Below are 24,787 nucleotides of genomic sequence, written 5' to 3' on the forward strand. Positions count from 1 at the left end.
CTTTAAACCAAGTGAAGTAACCATGTCTTATTCAATCAACTCCCTTAAGACCCAAATCGTTCCTATTTTCTCAGGAGGAGGCACTCGTCTATCCTGCCATATTGGGATACTACAGGCTTTACTTGAAATGAATCTATCTTTTAACCACATAGTAGGAATATCAGGCGGTTCAATTATCAGTGCTTTGTATTGTAGCGGAATGCCATTGGAAAAAATATTATCCTTATCTTTAGAAACTGATTTTAAGCAATTTAAGGGCTACTCGCTATTTCGCTTATTAAAAGAAGGAGGCTTGAGTTCAGGAAACCAATTCGAGAAATGGATGGATAAACAGCTAGAAGGCAAGACATTTTCGCAACTATCGACAGAACTCAGCATTGTTGCTACCGACGTCAACGGAGGAGGTCCGGTTATTTTCAATAAAGAAACCAGTCCGGATTTAAAGGTTTCACAAGCCGTTCGATTCTCAATGTCTATTCCACTGATTTTTAGTTTTAAAACCTATGGTGATCATCTACTCGTTGATGGCGCAATTTTAGCGGAAGATGCACTGTTTCGAAATTGGACACAGAGCGATGCAAAAAATGTTTGCTTCAGGTTAAAAAGCCAACAAATACAGCAGGTACGGAAAAGACAGGCTTTTTTCCACTTACCGGAATATATTTTTATGTTGATAAAAACGTTTATGACAGCCCTATCAAGGGAGTATGTGCACGCCGAGCATTGGCATAACACGATAATTGTTGAAACAGGAACCTACTCTTCAGTCGATTTTTCGTTAACGGTAGAACAAAAAAAAGAGCTTTACCAAATTGGCTATGACACTGCCCATGAATTCTTACCCAAAAAGATCACTCCGATACAGTAAACATAATTGTTTAATTTTCCCTTGAGCGTTATTCAGTTCAAAACGTAAAAAACCTGAAGTTACTTATCTAACATAGCACTTAGTGGCAAAAGCACAATTTGCGCCATAAATAGGGGGACATTTCCTTTTAAATAACCAACACAGATGTGGCTCACCTTAGCGCTATTACCAGACATGGCAATCTCTGGCGTGACGACAATATTCAAAACGTCGTTACTACGTAAACTTTCCAATTGTCGTTTATCAATACATAATTTATGTGACGAATAAATCATCGGATCTTTTATTAAGTCGTGACCGATGGCTTGGGCGCGCTCCAACAATGCGGAGGATAGTAAACTCATGGGATACATTTGTGGAAAGCGAACTTTATCAGCAAATTCATCTATATATTCTGATTGCTCTCCAAAAGCACTGGTTAAGAAGTTTTTTGCATTGCCTACAATCATATATTTGCGTTTCAAAAAGCATTGGCTTGCTTGATCAAATGTGCGGTCAGCGCGCATTCCCCAATCAACGCTTTCTGGAAAATTATCTGGCAGTTGAATAGGATTAAATTCAGACTCACGCTTAAATCCCAAAATCACCGCTTTGTCGTTTGCTTTTAACAAAAGACGATTAGAGTGCAACTCTCCGTCATTACTCTGGGTCTTTTTAGTGGCTTTAATATCTAAACTTAGGGTATCACCAGGGTTAACAACGCCTGCAAAAGTAAATTCAAAAATACTGAAAGGTAGCCTTTTAGTGTCCGCGTCGATATTCAATTCAACTTGTCTATGCTGAAATTGAGTCTCGATAAAACACCCAAGTTGAAATCCTAAAGCGATAGGTCCCGCAAAGGGATTATTGACAATCCAGTTCCAACGGTTCTTATCATGAAACAGATTAAAATCGTCAGTTGAGTTCCTAGCTGTTTCAATGTGAATTTGAGATAACTGATAGCTTTTCAATTAAAATCCTCTCTCGAATTTATATCCAGACGATGTTTAAACTAAGGTATAACACAGAAAATGCGGTATTTGTTTGACAATTAAGGACTTTAACCCGACACTTTAGTATTAACGTAATTTACATTTTATATAGTTTCCCTATTAATAATGGTCAATAAACATAACAAAGGAAAGTTGTAATGACAGAAATTTCTGCAGACAGTATTTCGGGTCATTTTTCCGATTATTTAAAACCGGTATTTTCAGAGTCCGAAGAGCATAAAAAGCACTCTTATGGTATACGCCATCAGGTGTACTGTGAAGAACTGCACTTTGAACCTGAAAACGAACAAAAAATTGAAACCGATAATTTCGATGATCATGCATATCATTGTTTAATCCAACATAAATCTAGTCAGCAATATGCAGGCACGGTGAGACTAATCACCTCAGCAAACGACTCCCAGAAATTACCCATTGAGCTTTATTGCCAAAATGCGATTCAGCGGCCAGAACTTTTCCCGAATAATTTTGATCGAGATGATATTTGTGAAATATCACGTTTAGCTGTCCCTTTAGAGTTCAGACGAAGAAAAATGGATAATTTCGATGGTGCAGCTCTAGGGGTTATTAATAAAGAAATTTATTCAGAAACAGAACTTCGCTGTTTTCCTTTTATCGCCGTTGGATTATATCTATCAGCTACAGCAATTCTATTGAACAAAAACATTCATCATTGTTACGTCATGGTGGAACCTAGGTTAGCCAGAAGTATGCGATTTGTTGGGTTGCCTTTCGAACAAATTGGCCCCGTGATCGATTACCATGGAAAACGCGCGCCATTTTATATCCAACCACAGTCTGTCGAAGGTAATCTTAAACCGGATTTTAAAGCGTTATTGAATAATATTACGGCTGAAGTTACCCCACAGATATAAATTACTAATAGAAACTTAAGCTCCTAAAATTGGCGCTTTGCAAATACATAGCGGGAAATTGAAAAATACCGTTAACGAGCTACGAAACTTTATACTTTGAGAGTAAGAGTTATGTTTGATTATAAAGAAGCATTTTCACGTAATATAGGCTGGATGACCGAACAAGAACAAGAAGTTCTTAAGAATACGAAGGTCGCTATTGGTGGTTTGGGTGGCGTAGGTGGCGACCACGCCATAGTCTGTGCAAGACTTGGCATTGGTAACTTTCACATTTCTGACATGGATCAATACGATTTAGTTAATTTCAACCGTCAAGCCGGTGCGTCAATGAAAACTTTAGGTCAAGAAAAGTCTAAAGTTATGGAAGATATCTTGGCGAATATCAATCCTGAATCAAGTGTAAAAAATTTCGACAAGGGAATTAATGATGAAAACCTTGAAGACTTTTTGGACGGCGTGGATCTCTATATTGATAGCTTGGATATATTCGCCATGGATATTCGTAGAAAGGTTTTTAAACGCTGCTATGAAAAAAATATCCCCTGTATTACTGCAGCACCAATGGGAATGGGAACGGCTATGTTGGTTTTCATGCCTGGAAAAATGTCGTTTGAAGAATATTTTTGCCTTGAAGGATTAGAACCTGAAGATCAGTTCTATAATCTAATCATGGGGTTGTCCCCTGCTATGCTGCAATTAAGTTATTTGGTTGATAAAAGTAAAGTAGACTTTTGGGCAGGGAAAGTGCCTTCAACTCCCATGGGAATCTCGATGGCAGCGGGTGTGTTAAATTCAAATGTAGTGAAAATAATACTAAAACGCGGAGAGGTACTTCATGCTCCTTGGGGATGGCATGTTGATGCTTATAAAAATAAGGCGAAGAAAACGTGGCGTCCTTGGGGAAACAAAAACCCTATTCAAAAGTACATTATGTTTCCAATGGTGAAAAAAGCAGTCGGTAAAGCAAAGCCTAACTAATTTTGCGATGCCTTGAGCACTAAAACGTTCTGTAACCTTAACATCATTCAGCACTGTTTAATTAGCCCTCCGTCGTTCTGACACTGGGCTTGCAACCTTCTAAGCTCCAGTCAAATTTCAAAATATTAGCTAATAGATATATTTAAGGCCAGCCTTATACTTAAAGGTAGAAAGCCTCGTAAGTAATAATCCGCTTCAACAAAGAGTTATTAAACCAACCAAGCTATAAGTCACAGCTTCAGAAGTATAAGTTAATTTCACTCAAGCCTTTGTGGGTGTAGCTATGCCCCAAACCTAGGCTATTTAGAGTTAATTGGAACAATGGATGTGCATGCCAATTAAATTGACAGGAGAGCGATAGAATGGACGAGGTGAAGTTGATAATCTGCTTTTATGATAATATTGAAGCAATAAAAAAACCCGGTATTAAACCGGGTTTTTATAAAGTTTCAAAGCAATCTTAGCTTTTACGTCTGCGAGCTGCGCCAGCAAGACCTAGAAGACCAAGGCTCAATACCGCTAAGCTTGAAGGCTCAGGGATTTGGAATGAAAGAGAACCGTCATGGTTACCTGTAAGTGTATAAGTACCGTCACCGTTATTAACAGTTGTAACATCTGCAGGGTTAGTATTAAAGTCAATGAATTCAAAGATATCAACCATGTTGCCTAAAAGATCAGTCATTGAACCATCAGCAAAGTTAAATACATCACCAGCAGCAACACCGTTAACAGACCCAGCGCCAACCGAACTAACTAAAGTTTTAAGAGATGGACCACCTAAACTTTGAGTCACAGTTAGCAAATCAACACTAAACAACTCTATAAAGTCAGTAGTTGCACCCATACCACTATCATAGTAGAAAAATGTAACGTCGCCAGACGTATAGTCAGTTGCTAGAGCTGGGCCAAGTGAACCAGATAAAGAGAACTGAAAGGTAACACCCCAAGGAGAACCAATATCATTATCGCTTGGTCCACCAAAAACAGGAGATGGGCTTAAATCTGAAAACAAGTTAGTTTGTACTGATAAAAGATCACCATCAACAAAACCACCCATAGTTGATATAGCATCGCCATTATCAGGGCCGTTACCATCTGAATCAGTAACAAGAGTTACAGACTCATACTTGAAAAGTGCTTCATCTACCCAACCAGTAGTAGTTGCGCCAGCAGCTGTGTTTGCGTTGCCGCCGAAATCTATACCAGCGTCAATGTAAAATTGGTCAGCGAAGGCAACAGTTGAACTTGTTGCTAAAATGATCCCTGCCAATACGGATTTAGTTTTCATATCATTATCTCCATTGCTCTTAACATTTTTAGTGTTGTAAAGTAGCAAACGTTGCCACCCTTACTTGTTACTCTACACAATGCACTTCCCGTGCCAAAAAATAAACCGCTGATTTTAATAGCTTTTTTAAAACATCGAACTAGTAAGTGTTAAAAAATCCGACACTTTTTTTAGGCGAAGCACTAAATATTATAGCTGGCTCTTCTGGGCTTCTTCGTAGTGAATACGGTAAGTTTGATTGCTCGGCTCAAGATCAAAGGCTTTTTTACTCACCTCAATCGCTTTTTCAACGTTTCCATTCTTTAGCAATGCAACACCAAGGGTATCTAACAACTTAGGGTTTTGGGGGCGTAATACAACTGCACTTTCTGCATATTTGACTGCTTTTGACGTCTCGCCAGTTATTCCATGTAGCCAACTCAAATTATTTAACACCATAAAATTTTCAGGCAGTGACTTTAAAACAATCTCATAGTGAAATATGGCTTTCTCAGGCATAGAATCCATGTATCGCTCGGCTAAAAAAGCACGAGTATTAAGGTCTGTCGGAACTTTAACTAAGTGTTTTTCGAGAACCGCGAAACTATCACTAACTTGATTAAGGTTAAGTTTTGCATCAGCTATTAGTAAAGCCATTCGTCCATCTAGACTCGCATCATATGCTGACTCCAACAACGGAATAGCGTTTTTGAAGTCTTTTTGTGCAAAATAAATCTGACCTTCCAGTCCTTTTACTATGCTATTGGATTTAACCTTTTCTGGTAAGTTAGTTAACAACCTCTGTGCTACCAGTACCTTACCAATAGCTAAACTATAATGTACTTCCATCACTCGGAATTCACCATCTTCATTATGGAAGCTAAGTGCTCGCTTGACGGTATCTAATGCACTAGAAAAATCTTTAATTTTATCATTGATATGCACTGCTGCTAACCAAGGCTCTCTGCGGTTTGGCTCTAATTGTTGCCAGCGAGAATATACATTGAGTGCATCTTTAGGTTTGTCTAAAGCCAGATAACTATCAGCTTGTCCCTTCCAAAAGAAAAGAGGCATATCTTTAATTGGTTCGATACTTTCGAGAATCGTGAGGGCTTGTTGTGGCTTCCTATGTAATATTAAGGCTCTAGCATAATTAAGCTTTTTCATTAAGTCATCGGGTTGCTTCTCATAGATTGACTCAATTAAAGAGAAGGCTTCTATGGCTTCTTGATCTCCTTGCATTATTGCCTGTACGAGATAATCAAATGTCCCTTGTACATACTCTGGATTATTTTCAGCAGCACTCTTAAGTAAGCTCAGTGCTTCTTCTGGTTTCCCGTTGCTATTCGCTTCATCTGCAAAAAATTTTAACGATGCAGGATTATGAGGAGCGCGCTTAAGAATATCGTTATGAGTTTGTTTAGCTAAAACTGTTTGACCAGATATTTCATAAATTTCTGCTAATAAATTGTAGGCGGTTACTTGTTCTGGGTCGAAAGCAATCCATTCTTTTGCAACATTAGCGGCACTCTCAAAATCTTCATCCCCTAAATACGCCTGAGCTAAAAACAATCTAGCGGTTTCAACTTCAGGATCTAATTTGATAGCTTTAATAAGGTTGTCTTTACCACTTCGATCTTCTAAAGATAACTTTAAAATGCCTATACGAGTGAGTTCTTCAGCGTTGTTAGGAACCGATTTTTTTGCCAACTCAAGCATTTCTTTGGCTTTTGAATTATCTCCACTTTTAATTAAATCAAAGCCTGCCTGGGTAAACAATGTCACATCATTCAAGTTATAATTGCCCATACCTCCAAGCGTCTGAGCAGCATCGGTGCTATAGCCTAAACGCAATTGAATTTCAGCAAAGAGTCTCTTTGCTGGGTGTGATTGAGGAAGTACACTCTGCACTGCGGCTAAATGGTTATGCGCTTGTTCCAACTTCTGCAGGTTATAAGAAGATACACCTGCGATAAGACGAGAAGTAGGCGAGTTAGAACCAGAAGAAATTGCTTGCTCCATCGACGTTTTTGCTGCTGAGTAGTCTTTATTATGGAATTGTACGATGCCTATGAACTCATTAAGTTTAGGGTTATCAGGCAGCTTTTTAAGCAAATCGACAGTAAGTGATTCAGCTTTATCATATTGCTCATCTCTCAATAAAGCATCAATTAGTAAGAAGTTTCCTTGGGCATCACCCGGCTTTTGCGCAACGTATTCTGTAAAATCTTTAATAGCAGTTGCATAATCTTGTTGCTGCATACTCAGTTGCCCTTGCAACAACACCGCTTCCATAAACTTAGGATCGTCAGCCAACAACTCTTCAAGAATAATTAATGCATCTGTCACTTCACCATCGTTTAATGCGTGGTGAGCTCTTCCTAACCGGCTGTATGAAGAGTCAGGATAAAGTTCTGTGGCTCGCTTGATAGCTAATTTAGCGCGAGAAACTTCATTTTTACGGAATAAAGCCAAACCTTTATACATCTGAGCAATGGCTTCTGTTTCACTTGTCAGTCCGGTTAAACGCTCTACCTCTTGGATGATTTCATCATCTCGATGTAAGAAATTAAGTGTCCCCAAATAAAGCGGTAAAACTTCGTTTTTAAAATAGCCGCCTTCGAAGGCTATTTTAAGTTCCTTTTCCGCAGATTCAGAGTTACCACGCTGAAAATACACCGAGCCTAATAAAAATCGTGCACGCAAGTTTTTTGGATCCGATGACAGAGCGTTTTTTAGGACGATTACGGCACTTTCAGTGTCATTTTGTAAAATCGCTTTTTCTGCTTCATCGATGTATTCGGAAGGTGTTTTTTGACTACACCCCATCATTACCAGAACAACAAGCAATACTCCGTATTTTTTAATTGAACACATATGTTTCTCTTTAACGTTGGTATGAAATTTAATAAACAAGAAGACCCTTAAAAGGGTCAAACTATGATGATGTTAGCATTGAAATAGCTCAACAACTAGGCAATTAACCCACTAGAATCTATTAGTACTTTGGTATTTAAATGGGTTTTATCAAGACCTTTAAATTGCTTATGATTAACTAATACAACCACGATATTTGCCTGCTCTAACGCTGAATCAATGGGTAGCAATTCTATATCTGCAGCAACCAGTTTTTCGGGTAAGGCTTTTATATTAGGCTCAACAGCAAGCACCTTACCTAAGCCCATTTGCGCTAATTTAAGGGTAATGTCTAGTGCAGGGCTTTCACGCAGATCATCAATATCGGGTTTAAACGCTAATCCCAGACATGCGATAACCGGCCGTTTAAATTCGTCAGCAGCTTTTTTTATTTTATCAATGACAAATCCCGGTTTACCGTCATTCACTTCCCTAGCGGTGCGGATCATTCTGGCAGTTTTCGGGGCTGAATCTACGATAAACCATGGGTCAACAGCTATACAGTGTCCACCGACACCTGGCCCTGGCGTTAAGATATTTACCCTTGGATGGCGGTTCGCTAAAGCGATTAGGTCCCAGACATTAATGTGCAACTCGTCGCATATCATCGACAGCTCGTTAGCAAATGCAATATTCACATCGCGGAAGCTGTTTTCAGTGAGCTTTGCCATTTCCGCCGTCCGAGCAGTGGTTTTTAAACAATTACCACGCACAAAAATATCGTAAAGCTCAATGGCTTTATCACTACATTCAGCAGACATCCCGCCGATAATGCGGTCATTTGATACCAGTTCTTCTAATACTCGTCCTGGCAATACTCGTTCTGGACAATGTGCAACAAACATATCAGGCTCTTGACTACTATGCCCAGGAAAGTGCAAATCTGGACGTAATGCCTGTAACCAAGCTGTCAGCTTTTCTGTTGCCCCCACCGGTGATGTTGACTCTAAAACGATTAAATTGCCTTTTTCTAACACAGGAGCAATGGCATTAGCGGCTTTTTCAATAAAACTTAAATCAGGTTTTTTACCTTCTTTAAAGGGGGTCGGTACGGCTATCATAAAAGCGTCAGCGGGTTCAGGTGTAAGAGAAGCTCGAAGTTTCCCCATGGTCACAGCTGCTTGAACAACCATATCTAAGTCTGGCTCCACAATATGAACCTTACCTTGATTAATTGTATCAACGGCTTTTTCAGAAACATCTATACCAATGACTTCGACACCACGAGAAGCTATTACCGCGGCGGTGGGCAAACCAATATAACCCAAACCAATAACTGAAACTTTAGCAAATGCCATGTTTATCCCTTAGTTATTTATTATTAAATTCGCTATTCTTTGACATGCTTTCCCATCTCCGTATGGATTATGGGCAAAAGACATGGCCTGATACGCTTTTTCATCATTTAATAGCGAAAACGCATTTTCAACTATTTTGTTGTAATCTGTTCCAACCAATTTAACTGTTCCAGCTTCTACGGCTTCAGGCCTTTCGGTTGTGTTACGCATTACCAAAACCGGTTTGCCAATGGATGGAGCTTCTTCTTGTACTCCTCCAGAATCGGTAAGAATAATGTGTGCCCGACTCATTAGGTAAACAAAAGGAAGATAATCTTGAGGGTCGATTAAAAATACATCTGGCGTGTTGGCAAGTAAACGATTGACGGGTTCTTGTACATTTGGATTTAAATGCACCGGATAAAGAACTTGAACATCTTCTTGTTCAGCCAGGGTTTTTAGCGCTCTACAAATATTTTCAAAACCATCACCGAAGCTCTCACGTCGATGTCCGGTAACCAATATAAGCTTTTTAGTTGGATCTAAGAATTCGAAACGGCTGGCTAGTTCACGGTTTAAAGAGTTATCAGTGGTAATTTTACTTTCGACTTGAATCAACGCATCGATAACCGTATTCCCTGTCACAAAAACAGAATCCGAAGATATATTCTCTGCCAACAAATTAGCTTCAGCTTTTGGAGTAGGAGCAAAATGCAATTTTGTGAGTGCCCCAGTCAACTTACGGTTAATTTCTTCAGGCCAAGGGCTATAAATATCCCCGGTCCGAAGCCCAGCTTCTACATGACCTACTGGTATGCGTTGATAAAAAGCAGCTAAAGAGGCGGCAAAGGTGGTTGTGGTATCACCATGAACTAAAATAAGGTCGGGTTTAGCTTGACTAAACACATCCCGTAATCCCAACAATGCTCTGGTGGTAATATCATAGAGATCTTGCCCTGGCTGCATTAAATCTAAATCAAAATCAGGGGTAAGTTCAAAAAGCGATAATACTTGATCAAGCATTTGTCGGTGTTGCGCTGTAACACAAACAGAAACATTTAATTCACTGTGCTTTTTAAGTTCAATTGCCAACGGCGCCATTTTAATAGCTTCGGGACGAGTCCCAAACACCAGCATGATATTTTGATATTTCATAATGACTCTTTAGTAATAGGAGAGAATTAAACTTTGGTTTCAACGAATCCGCACAATGCTCCAAAGGTTTCAAATATATCTGCACTTATTTCATCATCATCCACTTCAACACCAAAGGTATCTTCAATAGACGTTAACACTGTTACCACAGCCATCGAATCAAATTCAGGAATTGCTCCCAGTAGAGGTGTATCCTCATCAAATTCAACATCACTAGATAATTGTAAAACATCAATTAAAATTTCTTTCACAGACGCGGCTGTATTCATACTCTCAGTACCTGTATTATTGTATTTTTTAGATAGATCGTACATAAACTTCTATCATCCGTTGATGTATTGTTCCATTATTTAAAGTAATAAGAAATAGTTGCAACCCATAAACAAGAGATTAGTATTAAAAATGGTAACGTTTTTTGATGAGTTAGTATCTGAATCCGCGAAGCAATATGCTCAAAAGTCTGCTTTAATTTTCAAACGAACGAAAATGTCATACGAAGAACTTGAAAGCAATATTTTAAAATTAGCCTCAGGTCTCCAATGCATTGGCGTTAAACGCCATGATCGCGTTGCAGTTTTCTTACCTAAATTACCTGAAACTATTATTAGTCTATTCGCCATAAGTCGAGCAAATGGCGTGTTCGTGCCAGTAAACTCGGTTTTGAAAGGCCCCCAGGTACGACACATCTTAAACGACTGCGACGTGAAAGTTTTAATGACTAGCAGTGATAGGCTCAAATCCCTAGAGCCAGTATTATCAAACTGCCCTGCCCTGCAACGAGTGATTCTAACTGACAAGCTACCCAACTTTAGTATTGAAGGGATAGAATTCAGCCTATTTTCGGATTTAGAAACTAAGCCATTAACGCATGTGCATCGCACTGACAATGATATGGCTGCAATCTTGTATACCTCGGGAAGTACCGGTAGACCTAAAGGGGTTGTATTGTCGCACCGAAATATTGTTGTAGGTGCAATTAGCGTCGCCGAGTATGTTGAGAATGATCAATCAGATGTACTTTTAGCGCTGCTACCTTTGAGTTTTGATTATGGATTAAGCCAGATTACTACCGGCTTTTTGCGTGGCGCAACCGTAGTGTTAATGGACTACTTTTTGGCGGGTGATGTAGTCAAAGCAATGGCCCAACACAAAGTCACCGGACTAGCTGCTGTGCCCCCACTTTGGCAACAATTAATGAAAGCGAAATGGACAACAGAAGCAACTGAAAATTTGCGTTACTTCACTAATTCTGGTGGCGCTATGCCACAAGTAACCTTAAATGTTATTCGTGCTACATTTCCCCAAGCTAAACCATATTTAATGTACGGTTTAACCGAAGCATTTCGCAGTACCTATTTGGATCCTGCCTTAGTCGATGAAAAAATTGGCTCAATGGGCAAAGCCATTCCTAATGCTGAAGTCATGGTTGTGCGTGAAGATGGCACTGAATGTGATGTTGATGAACCAGGTGAATTGGTGCACCGAGGCCCCCATGTTAGTCTAGGATATTGGAATGATCCGGCCAAAACTGCAGAACGATTCAAACCCGTGCCTGCTCAGTTAAACGGATTAGTATTGCAAGAAATGGCTGTTTGGTCGGGAGACACTGTTAAGCGAGACGCTGAAGGTTTCCTATATTTTGTCGGCCGTAAAGATGAAATGATTAAAACCTCAGGCTATCGAGTGAGTCCAATGGAAGTTGAAGAGGCCTGCTATCAAGGATGTAGCGATATTGCTGAGGCTATCGCCAGCGGAGTAAAAGATACAGAATTAGGCCAAGCCATTACACTGCTGCTTGTGCTTAAAGAAAACGTAGAGCGGTCCGAAAAAGAGATTTTAGCTATGTGTAAAAAATCCATGCCTAATTTTATGCATCCTAAATATGTCGAATTCAGAAGCTCCCTTCCACGCAATCCCAATGGGAAGGTTGACCGCAGTTTGCTCACTAAAGAAGTAAAGGAAAAGTACGAAAATGTCTAAGCCAGTTCCTGTACACGCCCCCATGGATCAATTCGACACTAAAGATCAGCACATTTTAGTGGGTGGAAAGAATCTTGACACTATAGAGGCAATACTCGATAAATCAGTGTTTTACGCCTACGATAAAAAAGTTGTAAAAGCACAAATTGACAAATTTAATCAAGCAATTCCCGATGCCATTAAATTGCATTATGCGATTAAAGCCAATCCCTACCCGCCACTAGTGAATGCCATGTGTGAATGGGTTGAAGGGTTTGACGTTGCATCACAAAAAGAAATGCTAATTGCTCTGCAGTCTGGGATGCCTGTTAAAGACATTAGCTTTGCAGGCCCAGCAAAACAAGAAGCTGAAATTAAATCCGCTATCTGTGCAGGAGTTACATTGCATGTGGAATCAGAGCTAGAGCTTTCACGAGCCATTGAGATAGGTCAGCAAGTTGGAATATTGCCTATTATCGCCTTCCGAGTGAATCCTGCTTTTGAATTAAAAGCATCAGGTATGAAAATGGGAGGTGGTCCGAAGCAATTCGGCATTGACGAAGAGCGTCTGTTTGAATTATTGCCCACGTTAGATTACAGCAAAATACAATTTCGCGGCTTCCACATATTTTGGGGCTCTCAAAACCTCAAGCAAGATGCCATTATCGACGCGCACAACAATACGTTTGAATTGGCACAGCGCCTACTTGATGTAACACCCGTTGATGTTGAAACGGTGAATTTGGGTGGTGGCTTCGGTATCCCCTACTTTCCGGGGGAAACAAGGTTAGAACTAGCGTCAATAGGTGATAATCTCGCTGCGCTTTTATCTAAATACCCAAGCCTGGCAAGACTGGAACTGATCATAGAATTAGGCCGCTTTATTGTTGCTGAAGCGGGAATTTACGTGAGTAAAATCACTGATAAAAAGGTCTCACGGGGCCACACCTACCTAATGACCAATGGTGGCCTCCATCATCATCTTTCTAATTCAGGTAATTTTGGTCAAGTAATCCGCAAAAACTATCCAGTCGCAATAGGTAACAAAATGAACCTAGGTAAGGGCACAGAGGCCGTTACCGCCGTTGGCCCTTTGTGTACACCACTGGACACTTTAGCCGATAAAATGATGTTAACCGATCCACAAATAGGTGATTGGTTGGTAGTGTTTCAATCTGGCGCTTATGGACCAACAGCAAGCCCTCAAGACTTCCTTGGACACCCCCATGTAGTCGAAATATTACTTTAAAAACTAATGAACATCATTACATTAGACGTTAGAAAATACGTCATTGCTACAATTTCATTAGTATTTATTGGAACCGTAGCCGCAATTTTATTGCTGCAAACAGACTATGGGAAAGAATTGACGATAAAAGGACGTCAGTATGTGCAGATCAATTTGCATAAAAATTGGGGGGTTAGGCTAAAGATATTACAAAGTGTAGACTTGCTGCTAAATCTCATTCCAAAACCTTCTCTTCTTCCCTATGATAAAGCAGGATCTGCGGTCGGTTTCGATAACAATAAAGCGATTGATTCTCACAGTATTAAGGCAATGTCGCTTTTAGCCTCTCATTTTTATCCGGTGCAGAATGTTGAAGAGTTGCGTGCCGCAATGCTGAAGGCACAAAAAGGAGACGTCATTCTATTGGCCCCTGGCCAATATTCCATTCCCAAACGTCTTGAGGTTAGACACCATGGTACTAGCAATAAGCCAATACGCTTGTTAAGCCGTGTACCAGGTAGCAGTGTATTGAAAATTCAAAATACAGAAGGGATTTACTTAGACAAAAGTAATTGGCAGATCGAAAATATTGTATTTAAAGGAGCCTGTAGAGAACAACGATATTGTGAACACGCAATTCATATGTATGGCAACGCTGACCAAACAAAATTAATTAACAATCAATTTATCGACTTTAACGCCGCTTTAAAAGCCAATGGTAATTATCAACACTCACCTGCAACATTTGCCGATAACGTTTTGGTTCAGCAAAACGACTTTTACAATCAAAGCATACGAAATACCGCAACTCCTGCAACGCCGATCGATATAGTGGGAGGAAATAATTGGCTTATTGATAATAACTTTATTGCGGACTTTGCACGTAAGTCCACTGGAAACATATCCGTAACCTATGGAGGCTTTATGAAAGGCGGAGGCTCTGGCGGGGTATTTAGTAACAATGTAGTGAATTGTGCTTGGCACTTGCCCTATCAATCAAGCATAGATGTCAGAGTGGGACTTTCATTTGGTGACGGTGGAACACAACAACAATTTTGCCAAAATACTGATTGTTTCTATGAGCATTCAAAGGGAAAAATAAAAAACAATTTAGTGCTCAACTGTATCAATGATGTCAGTATCTATTTAAACAAAGCCTCTGAAACAGAAATCTCAGGTAACACCCTATTAAACTCTTTGGGTATCGATGCCCGTTATAAGCAAACTTCAGTGAAAATAAATAACAATAGATTAGAAGGCAGAATAAAAGCTCGGGAGAATGCATTTATAAGTGAGCGTGACAATGTTATGGTTAATTAAACTCTCGCAGCTAATCTAGTCACTATGAAAAATCTATTTGTACCTAGCTTTTTATTAATATTTCTTGCTCTACCTTCTAGTGCAAAATTATTCGACAACAGCGTTAGCTACAATTACGCAAGTAATCTAGCCCATATTTATTGGCCAGAAGGTAATTTTGCGAAGTTTCATAAGCAATACGCCCAATATATAAATAAGTTTGAAGTCCAGGATGTAGACCGCGAGCACACCATTAGCATTGACCTATCGTCAGTTAAACTAACTAACCCTCTGATTCTTACTATTTCAGCGGCCAAAGGAAATAAAGGGGTAGCCGATTTCCACAGTGTTGAAAAAGGGGGTTACAAAGCCCCTCAATTAACCTTTATAGAAGACAATAATAAACGCTTACTATTAGCTGAAATAGATACCTTTGTGGCTAAAAAAAATCGCAAGCCAGTTGGTTCCAAACCAATCATTAAGGCTGGTGGTGGCCATACAGTATTATTAAAATTTCAATTTGAAGAAAATATCGATTTACAAGCTCTTAAAAATCTTAAACTCCTTCTAACTACGACTAACCGTCAATACGGTAAATCTTCTTTGCAAACTCAACAAATAAATTATGCTCAGCCTCCTCGGCAGCCAAATACGGATGGGGTAGCAAGCAAATACACACTAGATAAGGGGATCAAACAAGATAATGCAGTCTACTACGCCGATGATTTTGATGATCAAAATTGGTTAAGCAATATAAAACACAGCATTGGTATCTCTGAAGCTGTGTGGAAAAACACGGGAGAATTGCAATTTGAAGAGCATCAAAAAATCAGACATTTTAGTGGCCAAGCAGGTAATAGCGTCAAGCTTCCGTTTAGGACCTCCCATAACTTAGCAGGTAACCTAGACTACTACTTTGCTGCGCAATCAGGATCTGAACCAGAAGAAGCCTACTTTAGGTATTACTCTATGTTAGCCCCAGGTGCAAAAGTTAGCGGCGGCGGAAAGTTACCAGGATTCGCTGGAACCTATAACAAGGCTGGCTGGGGTGGTCGCGCAAACAATGGTAAAAACGGTTGGTCTGCCCGTGGTTCATTTTTCAAGACGGTAACGCCTTCAAACCCTGATTGGGCCGGACGAATGCCAATTGGTAGCTACTTTTATGAAGTAGACACCAAAAACAAATACGGAAAAACAGTATCTTGGGGCGATGAGTTATCGACTATGCAACCAGGCCGCTGGTATTCCATCGAACAATATATAAAATTAAATTCGCCGGGAAAACAAGATGGTATATTTAGAGCGTGGATTGATGGGATACTCATTTATGAGCGAAAAAATATGTATTATAGAGATACCGATAAACTTAAAATAGAAAAAGTGTGGATGAATTACTATTTTGGTGGAGTCGCTAAGCCTAAACATAATTTCCAGATGTACTTGGATAACATCGTAATTGCATCAAGTTACATTGGTCCAATTAGAAAATAGCCGCCCAAATTGGCGGCCTGCAATTAGAAGTAGAACTCCATACTGAGCTGCACAAAATCGTCACGTCGATATTGATAGATAGGCTCTTCAGGCGAGTTACTAGAGAAAAACCAAGCATCAAGTCGCCATTTCCAGCTGTCACTGATACGACTAGATGCTTCGATAAAACCTGAACGGCTATTGCTTTCATCTAAGTCTTGTATAATACCAAACAAAATTTCAGTGCCATCAATATCATTGTAAACAACACGCGTTCCTAACATTAAATCGTTTTGGGAAGGAGTAAGCAGGGTATTGTCTCGACCGTCATACTGGTATTCCATCAGCCAGCCCAAATCAAATTGGCTATCAAATACACCCACGGTAGTATATTCAAAGCCCCCGACTAAGGCACTGTAATCTTCAGCCGTTGTATTGCGACTTATCCCTTCAAACTTAATTAACCAAGATCCCATCACTGCGAGCAAATCAATACCAGCTTGCTGCATTTGCGGGTAATAAGGTCTAAGCAATGCCGACTCTTCATCTAACTCAGGGACGAGAATAGGTTCCCGAGATGTACCGTCAAAATAGGAAAGGCCTATTTCCCAAATGCCAATTGAATGCTGCCACCGAGCTGCCCAATCGACATTTTTTTCTTCATCACTTGATTCAAATATGGGGTTATCAGTATCAACATTTAAAGCAAACCTAGGTCGCCCATCTATGCCGGCAAAAGTGCGTTCTCGAAAGTAAGGCAGAACAAAAATGGAGGTGGTTCCCCAGTCTTTAATCAACGAAAAGTTAACCATTGGTTGGCCGAGTTTATCTTCTCCATCAATCGCTTCAATTGAATCTGTTTGATTTATAACATCAACCAAATGTAACGATTCAGTCTGCCCCCAAAATACTTTACCAATGCCCGTACGCATTTCCCAACTGTCACCCACGTGTAACCAGATTAGCTCACGAATATCTCCATGAGTACGTTCATCGTCATTTTGATCAATCCGATAAAAAGGCTTGAAAGAGATGCTGTCATCACCATCATTGAATGCCTTATAAATCTCGGCCTCACCGTAAACAGAAAAGTTTGCGCGCTCCTGTTCATCGTAGAGTGCATCTTGCAAAAAATAACGCTGTTCAATCACTGCCGAACCACGAATTTCAATGTCACTGGCAGCAGAGCTTGAGCCGGCGCATAACAATGCCAGCAACGCAAAAGCTGCAGAACTACCTTGCCCGTTTGAGACTATTCTTGTCAAAATCACTGTCCTCTAGTCCAGTTTTAAACTCGATTTCGTGGGTAATGAGCTCTGTACTTTTACCATTTTGCTCATTAAACATTTCAGTACGCATAGCGCGCCAATATTTATCCAAATATAACTCATACTCATCCAATTCAAGGGTTTTTAATAAGCTGTCTTTCTTATCATAATATTCAATTTTATATGGGATATAACGCTCTTGATCTATCCATACTATTTGTTTTGTATAACCAGAGAATTCATCGATTGGCGTTTGCTCAACCACAAACATTTTCCGATTTTTATAGGTGTCATCCTCCAAATATTTAAAGGTGTATTTTTCAACCTCAAAGGCCGTCATATCCTCGTAGGCAAATTCACTCCCCATGAAAGGACCCGACTTATTGCGTGAAGATATACGTTTCACACGTTTCAAAGCTGGCAAATAAATCCACTGTTCGTCTGGCTCTCGTGCATGGGTGAAATTTAGGAATGCGGTTCCTTTAACGTCTTTAGGCTCATCAAAAACAGTCAAAGATTTATCGCCGCCATCTAATATTTCAAGTCCTTGCAAGCGCATCGCTCTCTCAGTTTCCTGACCTTGTGAATTACGCAGAACCATAGTCAGTTCAGCCACAGAATCTTCCCAGCCACGGTCGCGGAGTTTACGCTCTTTGGCGATTTCTAAGCCTTTTTCCTGTGGCGTTTGTGCTAAGCCTTCTTTGCCGATTGTGCACAAAAATAATAGCGTTAAATAAATACTTAGAGATCTAATGTGCATTTGATTAATTTTCATTGCTGGCTTCCTCAGACAAATTTTGTTTGTCAAACATCAGTAGAAACGCGGGTAAAAACAGGAAATCGATGATTAAAGCTACGACAATAATAATACCTGTTAACAGCCCCATATCAGAGTTTAGTGCAAAGCTAGATAAAGTGAGCACTGCAAACCCTAAAGTTAACACCACAGTTGTAACCCAAAGTGCTTTTCCAACACTTCCGAAGGCATATCTTACTGCATTTTCGGCGCTTTCGTTCTGTTGCCGTGCGTGCTGATATTTACTCAAGAAATGAACTGTGTCATCCACTATTATACCTAAAGCCATACTTAATACGACTGACAAGCCCATATTAATTTCACCAGAATATACGCCCCAAATACCAAAACCGATTGCCGCAGGTAACAGATTTGGTATTAAGCTAATGGCTCCCATTTTCCAAGATTTCAGTGCAAACATTAAGATAACGCTAATTAAAACGAGCGCTAAAACTGTACCTTTAAGTAAGCTATTCATATTGGCTTCACCAATATGAGCAAACATTAAATTTTGACTGCCCGCAGTCAGTCGTAATTCTGGCGCATTTTCCTCTATCCACCCATAAGCTTGCTGTTCAAAAGCAGTAATTTCTTTACTGCCTAAGGTTTGCATGGTGACAAAAATACGGGTTCCTGATTTATCAATATTTAACTGGTTGTTTAGGTCTAAATTAAAAGGTAACGACATCTCATATAACAACAAAAACTGTGCTGCCATGGGTTGGCTTTCAGGTAAGCGATAATACGCGGGATCATCACCATGCATATTTTTGTTAAGTCGTAAAAACACATCACTGATAGTAGATACGTTATCGACCTCAGGGCGCGCTTTTAGCCACTGACTAAACTCATGAATGTGTTTCAGACTAGTAGGTTCATTTATCCCCGACTCTTGTTCGGTAAATAGAGCAAAATCTATGGTTGTCATGCCACTTAAAACTTGCTCTTGATAATCTGCTGCAATTTTGAATTCTGCGCTGTCATCAAAATATTCAACGGGAGTATCGTTTATTTTGTTCATAAAAGACGCTCCAACAGCCGCGACAACAACGACGATAGTAAACGGAAGTATGCGTTTATGATGACGAATAACCCACTCACCAATCTTTACAAAGCTATCATTATTGGAGTCTGATTGTTTTGTCTGTTTAAGGGGCAGAAGTCGTAAAATTGAAGGGAGAAAACTGATTGACATGATAAACGCAATCATCACCCCCATTGCGGTCAATGTTCCCAAATCCGCTAATGCGGGAACATCTGAAAAATTTAGGGTCAAAAAACCAATAGCTGTTGTTGCACTGGTGATGAAAATAGGTTTAACGTTTAATAGCATACTGCTTTGTATTGCTTCTACTTTTTCCTTGCCCTGTCGCATCTCATATAACAAGGAAGCAATAACATGAACGCAATCCGCTACGGCAAGGGTCATAACAAGGGTCGGCACATTTACGGTAGCAGTCGTTAAATCAAAGCCTACCCAACCACCCACTCCCATTGTTGCAGCGATTGAGAAAGCGACGACTAATAGTGTCACCAAGGTACCGATAAAAGATCTTAATAACACGCCTAAAACCACTAAGATAACAACAAACATCAATGGTACTAAGGTTGATGCATCACCTTTTGCTGCCGATTCGAAAGCAGCATTCATAAATACGATTCCAGTATGGTGGAATTCGTGATCTGGATATAACGCCTGATATTTGCTGGTTAACTGTGTGAGAAAGTCTACAATTTCGCCGGTTTCTTTGGTTTTATCGCCCTCAGGCAGATTAACAGTTACCGACACTAAGGCAACTTTGCCTTGCTCATCCACTAAACGGTTAAGTAAATTAGGCTCGACTAAAGCAACACGTTTTACACGTTCAACTAATTCGTCATCGATGTTGTCAGAGTCGAGTATAAGTTGTTCAACGATCATGTCGTCTTCTTCAGCCCAAGTGTGCTGAAAGTTAGCAATAGAGTCGACACGGCTAGACAAAGGCGTTTGCCAGGCATCTTCGGTAAAATCAGAAATTAATTTTAATGTAACCGGATTAAAAACACTTCCGCTTTTAGGCGAAATTAAAATGTTTGCATTCTCGTTCTTACTGAAAATAGCCTGCATTTCTTCGAAGGCGATTCGCTGAGGATTATCTTTCTCAAAGTAAACTTTATAATCACCATTGAACGCTAATTTCTGGGCTCCTGTACCACATATAGCAACAAACAAAAGACTTAAGAAAATTGTTAACCAAGGTCTATTTAAAACGATATTCAACCACAAACTGCGCATTTATCATCCTCTAAAGGGGGGTAAGTTGGTCGCTTTGCAAACATACAATATTGGTTGCTAACAATACATCAATATAACGACAAATTCTTGATTCGGTAGATGTATAAGATAATAGTTTACTCCTTCATCAAACACCTAATTTGGCCACCTCAAACGGCATCAATTGCTCGAAAGGGTATTTATTGGTAGTCCCTGCTACGCCAAAAACTCAACTTAAGATATTGTTTATTATGAACTTTACGTTCATCCCCCCCTTTCAAAGACAGTTATTTCAATGATTTTTATTGCAGTTTTTTTTGATCTTTTGTTAAAAACATGTAGTATTAACTTCAACTGGTCAGATGAGCGGATGTGTTAATTATGAGTATTAGAACAAGTTTAAAGAAAGTGTTACCCCCAATTTCAGTAACCGAGCAAGAAGCATTAGATGCTGGAGATGTTTGGATTGAATCTTCAATTTATCAAGGTAAGCCAGATATGCAGGCCTTGAGAGATATTCCGGCAGCGAAGCTAAGTAAAGACGAGCAAGCCTTTTTAGATGGGCCGGTTACAGAACTATTAGGTATGATTGACGATTTTGAATTGCAAAATAGCAAGCATATCCCAGATGAAATACTTACCTTTCTAAAAGTAAATAAATTTTTCGCCTTGATTATTCCTAAGAAGTTTGGAGGATTAGAATTCAGTCCTTATGCAAACTCAACGATAGTGGCGACTATTGCCGCTACCAGTGGTGCGATTGCAGTAACGGTTATGGTACCTAACTCATTAGGCCCTGGTGAGTTATTGATGCACTACGGTACAGAAGCACAACAAAACCATTGGCTACCCAAACTGAGTGTCGGGCAAGATATCCCTTGTTTTGCGTTAACAGGCCCTGAAGCCGGCTCTGATGCGGGTGCAATTCCTGACGCTGCCTACGTCACTAAAGGTACCTGGGAAGGTGAAGAAGTGATTGGCCTTAGCGTTAGTTGGGACAAGCGTTATATTACCTTAGCCCCAATTGCTACCGTACTAGGTTTGGCTTTTAAAGTGTTTGATCCCGACCAACTGTTAGGTGATTCACTTGAATTGGGTATTACCTGCGCATTAATTCCTAAAAGTCATCCCGGTGTTGAACTAGGCAATCGCCATGATCCTATGGGTGTGCGCTTTTATAATGGAACCACCCGCGGTGAAAACGTGTTTATTCCCATGGACTTTATTATTGGTGGCCAAAAAAATATTGGGCGCGGATGGCAAATGTTGGTGGCATGTTTAGGTGCCGGACGCGGAATTTCACTTCCTGCAATGGGTGTAGCTACTGCGCAAACTGCATTTAAATCAACCGCAGAGTACTCCTTTGTTCGTGAGCAATTTGGTGTACCTATTGGACGATTCGAAGGTATTCAGGAAAAGTTAGCGGATATTGCTGGTAAAACTTTTGTTCTAGAAGCTATGCGAGTTTTAACAACTGAAGGACTTGGTTTAGGACTGAAACCTTCTGTCGTTACTGCCATTGCCAAGTATCATATGACAGAATTAGGTCGTGATGTCTTAAACTCTGCCATGGACGTACAGGCAGGAAAAGCGATTCAACGTGGTCCTCAAAATACCCTGGCAAATGGCTATTCTGCTCTTCCAATTGCAATTACAGTTGAGGGTGCAAACATTTTAACTCGCAACCTAATGATTTTTGGCCAAGGGGCAATGCGTTGTCATCCTTACCTTAAAGAAATGGTTGATTTGATCCACAGTGAAGACAATGCCGCTGATGCCGAATTTAATAAAGTGTTAGGAAAAACGGTAAAATTCAGCGTGGCTAATTCTTTCCGTTCTATGTTGAATAGCTATGTACCTTTTGCACGTTCAGCCAAAAGTGCAATGCCGGAAGTGAAAAAATACGAAAAACGCTTAAATGCAATGTCAGCAAAGCTTGCACCACTAGCCGATTTGTCATTACTCGTTTTAGGTGGAGACCTGAAAAAAGCCGAGCTATTATCAGCCCGTCTAGGCGACGTTATGAGCTACACCTATGCAGCAATGGCGGTGATACGTTTCTATGAACAAAAAGTGTCTAATCGTGCTGAAGCATTGCCGTACTTTGAATATGCAATTCAATGGTGTTTACAGCAAGGTGAGCAAGCATTAGTTAATTTCGTAAGTAACTTCCCAAATACCGCAACTCGTGGTTTGATGAGAGTACTCACCAATACTTATAGCACTTCAGTAAAAGGCATTTCTGACGATTTAGTTCGTCAGCTTTCAGCAGCAACTATGCAGCAATCTAGCATTAAGAGCGAGCTTACCCATTTAGTGAAGTCTAATGTAGGTGATGGAAATTATATTAATGAACAAGCATTTGATGCCAAACACGCAGCGATGCCAGTTCTTAAAAAGATTCAAAAACAATTGCGTCAAACTCCAGTTGTACCTGCTTTAACTTTCGAGCATATTGTGAATACTTTTGCTGATAGAGGTTTATTAACTTCAGATGAAGTCACCTTGGTTATGGATTACAACGATAAGCGTAAACTCGCAGTAAGAGTTGACGAATATACCTTTGATTTAGAGTTAGTTGATATTCATAACAGTGCTGAATCGGAGCAAGCTGACGCAGCATAAGTAAATGTGTTGTCACAGGTAGTCCAACGGCTATGACTTTAAAAGCAGATAGAAATATCTGCTTTTTTTTTGCTTAATTTTTTAATTTGCGCCGAGTTTATCTAAAAAATGAAAATCTGATGCAGGATAATTTCGCCATTGATAGCATCAGCCATAAAAAAACGCTACCATCAAGATTAACAGTGAAGAATATTGTTTAGGCAATATTTCAATACTAACCCCATGGAAAAACCCAAGATTTAAAAGGCTGGATGAGACGTAATGGCAAACGAGCGATTAGAAAACGATCTTCCCAACATCGTTCTAGATAAAGAAGATAGAGAAGCTTTTCAGCGCACAAGAGCGAAAGAGAAAACCAAAACCAAAAAGAACAGTAGCCCCGACAAAGAGCCCAAAAGTGGTGTTTCAGGCGCTTGGCTTTTTTTAGTTATGCTTATAGCCTTGGCGGCATGCGGAGCAAGTTATTGGCTTTATCAGCAAAAAATTCAAAGCGATGCAGAACTAGCTAATGCCATCGACCGTGTATCGGAATTAGAAAGACGCTTGTCTGCAACTGGCGAGGAAATGGATCAATCCGCTGGAGCCCTTAGGGTCACAGTGTCTGAACTAACGGAAAAGACAGATGAGTTGTGGGAGCAAATGGATAAGCTTTGGGCGTCCGCTTGGCGCAGAAATCAAACTGACATTAACCAACTTGCTGAAAAGTTAAAACAACAAAATAGTCAAACTCAGAAGACGCTGGGGGTGATGGAGGGTGACTACTCCACGTTAACAACCAATTTGGCTATATTGGAAGAACAGTTATCTCAGCAGGCGAATGAGTTATCCCAATTAAGTACACTGTTAGCCGAAGTGAAATCAACAAGTAACAATAGCGCACGAGAAATCGGCGATATACAGGCCAAATTGGTTGCCCTAGACCAGGTAAATGGAGCATTAACTCGGCGGGTGGCGGAATTAGAAAAATGGCGCAGAGAAGCCGAAGTTACCCCTACCGTTCCCTAACTTTTAATTACCAAGCTAATAGCAAAATTTAAAAGGCTCAATATTTTGAATATTGAGCCTTTCTCGTATCAGACTAATTTTTAACAGCCCCAGCAATACTCACTAGATGACAAAGAGCTACTATTGTCTTTATCCCACGCTTTTCTGCCATCACTATAATAATAAACGTTGCCATCACCAGCTTGCGATGTGCCTGAAACAGGGGTAGCGGTTATCATATAGCTGCTCCCAGATGCTGACACGCTTTCAATAGTGAGATCATATTTTTTATTCGTTGCGGGTTCAGAGGATGGCGAATAACTATGGAAAATGGCAGGTTTACCTGTATCAGCTGCAGATTCTGCTGCGCCTTTGTAACTATAAGTTGATGCCTTATGACGTTCCATGGCCGCAGCTAACGCCATTAAATCAGACTGCGCAGCTCCTCTATTGCTGGTTTTCAAATAACCTTGATAACTTGGATAAGCAATACTGGTAATAATACCGACAATTGCCACCGTTATCATTAATTCAATAAGCGTAAAACCCTTGTTCCAATTACTATGCATCATCATT

At 40.0% G+C, this 24,787-nt stretch carries 19 protein-coding genes; 9 read left to right on the forward strand and 10 right to left on the reverse strand.

Going from position 1 to position 24,787, the window contains the following annotated elements; all coding sequences use genetic code 11:
* Positions 1-22 precede the first annotated feature (22 nt).
* Positions 23-868 carry a patatin-like phospholipase family protein gene (locus Q4574_RS11995; RefSeq protein WP_303474466.1) on the forward strand — a complete coding sequence of 282 codons (846 nt, stop codon included), beginning with the start codon at positions 23-25 and terminating at the stop codon, positions 866-868.
* A 59-nt stretch (positions 869-927) separates the two neighbouring features.
* Here the strand turns inward: Q4574_RS11995 and Q4574_RS12000 are convergent, their stop codons facing one another.
* The gene (locus Q4574_RS12000; protein ID WP_303474384.1) at positions 928-1,818 is read right to left on the reverse strand and encodes a hypothetical protein; all 891 of its coding nucleotides are present in this window, start codon (positions 1,816-1,818) and stop codon (positions 928-930) included.
* A gap of 179 nt (positions 1,819-1,997) precedes the next feature.
* Between Q4574_RS12000 and Q4574_RS12005 the strand changes: the two genes are divergently transcribed.
* Together Q4574_RS12005 and Q4574_RS12010 are read left to right on the forward strand one after the other, a co-directional pair.
* Positions 1,998-2,735, forward strand: a complete 738-nt coding sequence (locus Q4574_RS12005) for a PEP-CTERM/exosortase system-associated acyltransferase (RefSeq protein ID WP_303474385.1) — start codon at positions 1,998-2,000, stop codon at positions 2,733-2,735.
* Positions 2,736-2,846: 111 nt separating this feature from the next.
* On the forward strand, positions 2,847-3,713 hold the full coding sequence (locus Q4574_RS12010; protein ID WP_303474386.1) for a ThiF family adenylyltransferase: 867 nt from the start codon (positions 2,847-2,849) through the stop codon (positions 3,711-3,713).
* A gap of 460 nt (positions 3,714-4,173) precedes the next feature.
* Here Q4574_RS12010 and Q4574_RS12015 read toward each other — a convergent pair whose 3' ends face one another.
* From Q4574_RS12015 to Q4574_RS12035, 5 genes are all read right to left on the reverse strand, one after another.
* Positions 4,174-5,001, reverse strand: a complete 828-nt coding sequence (locus Q4574_RS12015; protein ID WP_303474387.1) for a PEP-CTERM sorting domain-containing protein — start codon at positions 4,999-5,001, stop codon at positions 4,174-4,176.
* A gap of 189 nt (positions 5,002-5,190) precedes the next feature.
* Positions 5,191-7,857 (reverse strand): XrtA/PEP-CTERM system TPR-repeat protein PrsT, encoded by a 2,667-nt coding sequence (gene prsT / locus Q4574_RS12020; RefSeq protein ID WP_303474388.1) that lies wholly within the window; start codon positions 7,855-7,857, stop codon positions 5,191-5,193.
* 95 nt (positions 7,858-7,952) lie between these two features.
* The gene (gene wecC, locus Q4574_RS12025) at positions 7,953-9,194 is read right to left on the reverse strand and encodes a UDP-N-acetyl-D-mannosamine dehydrogenase (RefSeq protein ID WP_303474389.1); all 1,242 of its coding nucleotides are present in this window, start codon (positions 9,192-9,194) and stop codon (positions 7,953-7,955) included.
* Between the two features lie 9 nt (positions 9,195-9,203).
* Entirely contained in the window at positions 9,204-10,328 is a 1,125-nt protein-coding gene (gene wecB, locus Q4574_RS12030; protein WP_303474390.1) for a non-hydrolyzing UDP-N-acetylglucosamine 2-epimerase, read from the reverse strand.
* A 26-nt stretch (positions 10,329-10,354) separates the two neighbouring features.
* Entirely contained in the window at positions 10,355-10,642 is a 288-nt protein-coding gene (locus Q4574_RS12035) for an acyl carrier protein (protein WP_303474391.1), read from the reverse strand.
* 88 nt (positions 10,643-10,730) lie between these two features.
* On the opposite strand from Q4574_RS12035, the gene Q4574_RS12040 reads away from it, so the two are divergent.
* Genes Q4574_RS12040 through Q4574_RS12055 form a run of 4 tightly spaced genes read left to right on the forward strand, consistent with a single transcriptional unit; the run spans position 10,731 to position 16,305 of the window.
* A complete protein-coding gene (locus Q4574_RS12040; RefSeq protein WP_303474392.1) occupies positions 10,731-12,308 on the forward strand; it encodes an acyl-CoA ligase (AMP-forming), exosortase A system-associated in 1,578 nt (525 codons plus the stop codon).
* Positions 12,301-13,536, forward strand: a complete 1,236-nt coding sequence (locus tag Q4574_RS12045) for a pyridoxal-dependent decarboxylase, exosortase A system-associated (protein WP_303474393.1) — start codon at positions 12,301-12,303, stop codon at positions 13,534-13,536. Before Q4574_RS12040 ends, Q4574_RS12045 begins: the two co-directional genes overlap by 8 nt.
* Positions 13,537-13,542: 6 nt before the next feature.
* Positions 13,543-14,835, forward strand: a complete 1,293-nt coding sequence (locus Q4574_RS12050; protein ID WP_303474394.1) for a chondroitinase-B domain-containing protein — start codon at positions 13,543-13,545, stop codon at positions 14,833-14,835.
* Positions 14,836-14,859: 24 nt separating this feature from the next.
* Positions 14,860-16,305, forward strand: coding sequence for a polysaccharide lyase (locus Q4574_RS12055; protein WP_303474395.1), 1,446 nt, complete (start codon positions 14,860-14,862; stop codon positions 16,303-16,305).
* A gap of 23 nt (positions 16,306-16,328) precedes the next feature.
* On the opposite strand, the gene Q4574_RS12060 is transcribed toward Q4574_RS12055, so the two are convergent.
* The 3 genes from Q4574_RS12060 to Q4574_RS12070 are packed head-to-tail and all read right to left on the reverse strand — an operon-like array spanning position 16,329 to position 20,623.
* Complete coding sequence (locus tag Q4574_RS12060; protein ID WP_303474396.1) at positions 16,329-17,549, reverse strand: hypothetical protein; 1,221 nt, start codon at positions 17,547-17,549, stop codon at positions 16,329-16,331.
* A complete protein-coding gene (locus Q4574_RS12065) occupies positions 17,518-18,327 on the reverse strand; it encodes an outer membrane lipoprotein-sorting protein (RefSeq protein ID WP_303474397.1) in 810 nt (269 codons plus the stop codon). Before Q4574_RS12065 ends, Q4574_RS12060 begins: the two co-directional genes overlap by 32 nt.
* Positions 18,317-20,623 (reverse strand): RND family transporter, encoded by a 2,307-nt coding sequence (locus Q4574_RS12070; RefSeq protein ID WP_303474398.1) that lies wholly within the window; start codon positions 20,621-20,623, stop codon positions 18,317-18,319. Before Q4574_RS12070 ends, Q4574_RS12065 begins: the two co-directional genes overlap by 11 nt.
* Before the next feature lie 360 nt (positions 20,624-20,983).
* On the opposite strand from Q4574_RS12070, the gene Q4574_RS12075 reads away from it, so the two are divergent.
* Positions 20,984-23,227 (forward strand): acyl-CoA dehydrogenase, encoded by a 2,244-nt coding sequence (locus tag Q4574_RS12075; protein WP_303474399.1) that lies wholly within the window; start codon positions 20,984-20,986, stop codon positions 23,225-23,227.
* Between the two features lie 261 nt (positions 23,228-23,488).
* Entirely contained in the window at positions 23,489-24,232 is a 744-nt protein-coding gene (locus tag Q4574_RS12080) for a hypothetical protein (RefSeq protein ID WP_303474400.1), read from the forward strand.
* Positions 24,233-24,312: 80 nt separating this feature from the next.
* Here Q4574_RS12080 and Q4574_RS12085 read toward each other — a convergent pair whose 3' ends face one another.
* Entirely contained in the window at positions 24,313-24,783 is a 471-nt protein-coding gene (locus tag Q4574_RS12085; RefSeq protein WP_303474401.1) for a type IV pilin protein, read from the reverse strand.
* Between the last annotated feature and the right edge of the window lie 4 nt (positions 24,784-24,787).

Source organism: Aliiglaciecola sp. 3_MG-2023 (assembly GCF_030548205.1).
In the GTDB taxonomy this organism is placed as follows: Bacteria; Pseudomonadota; Gammaproteobacteria; order Enterobacterales; family Alteromonadaceae; genus Aliiglaciecola.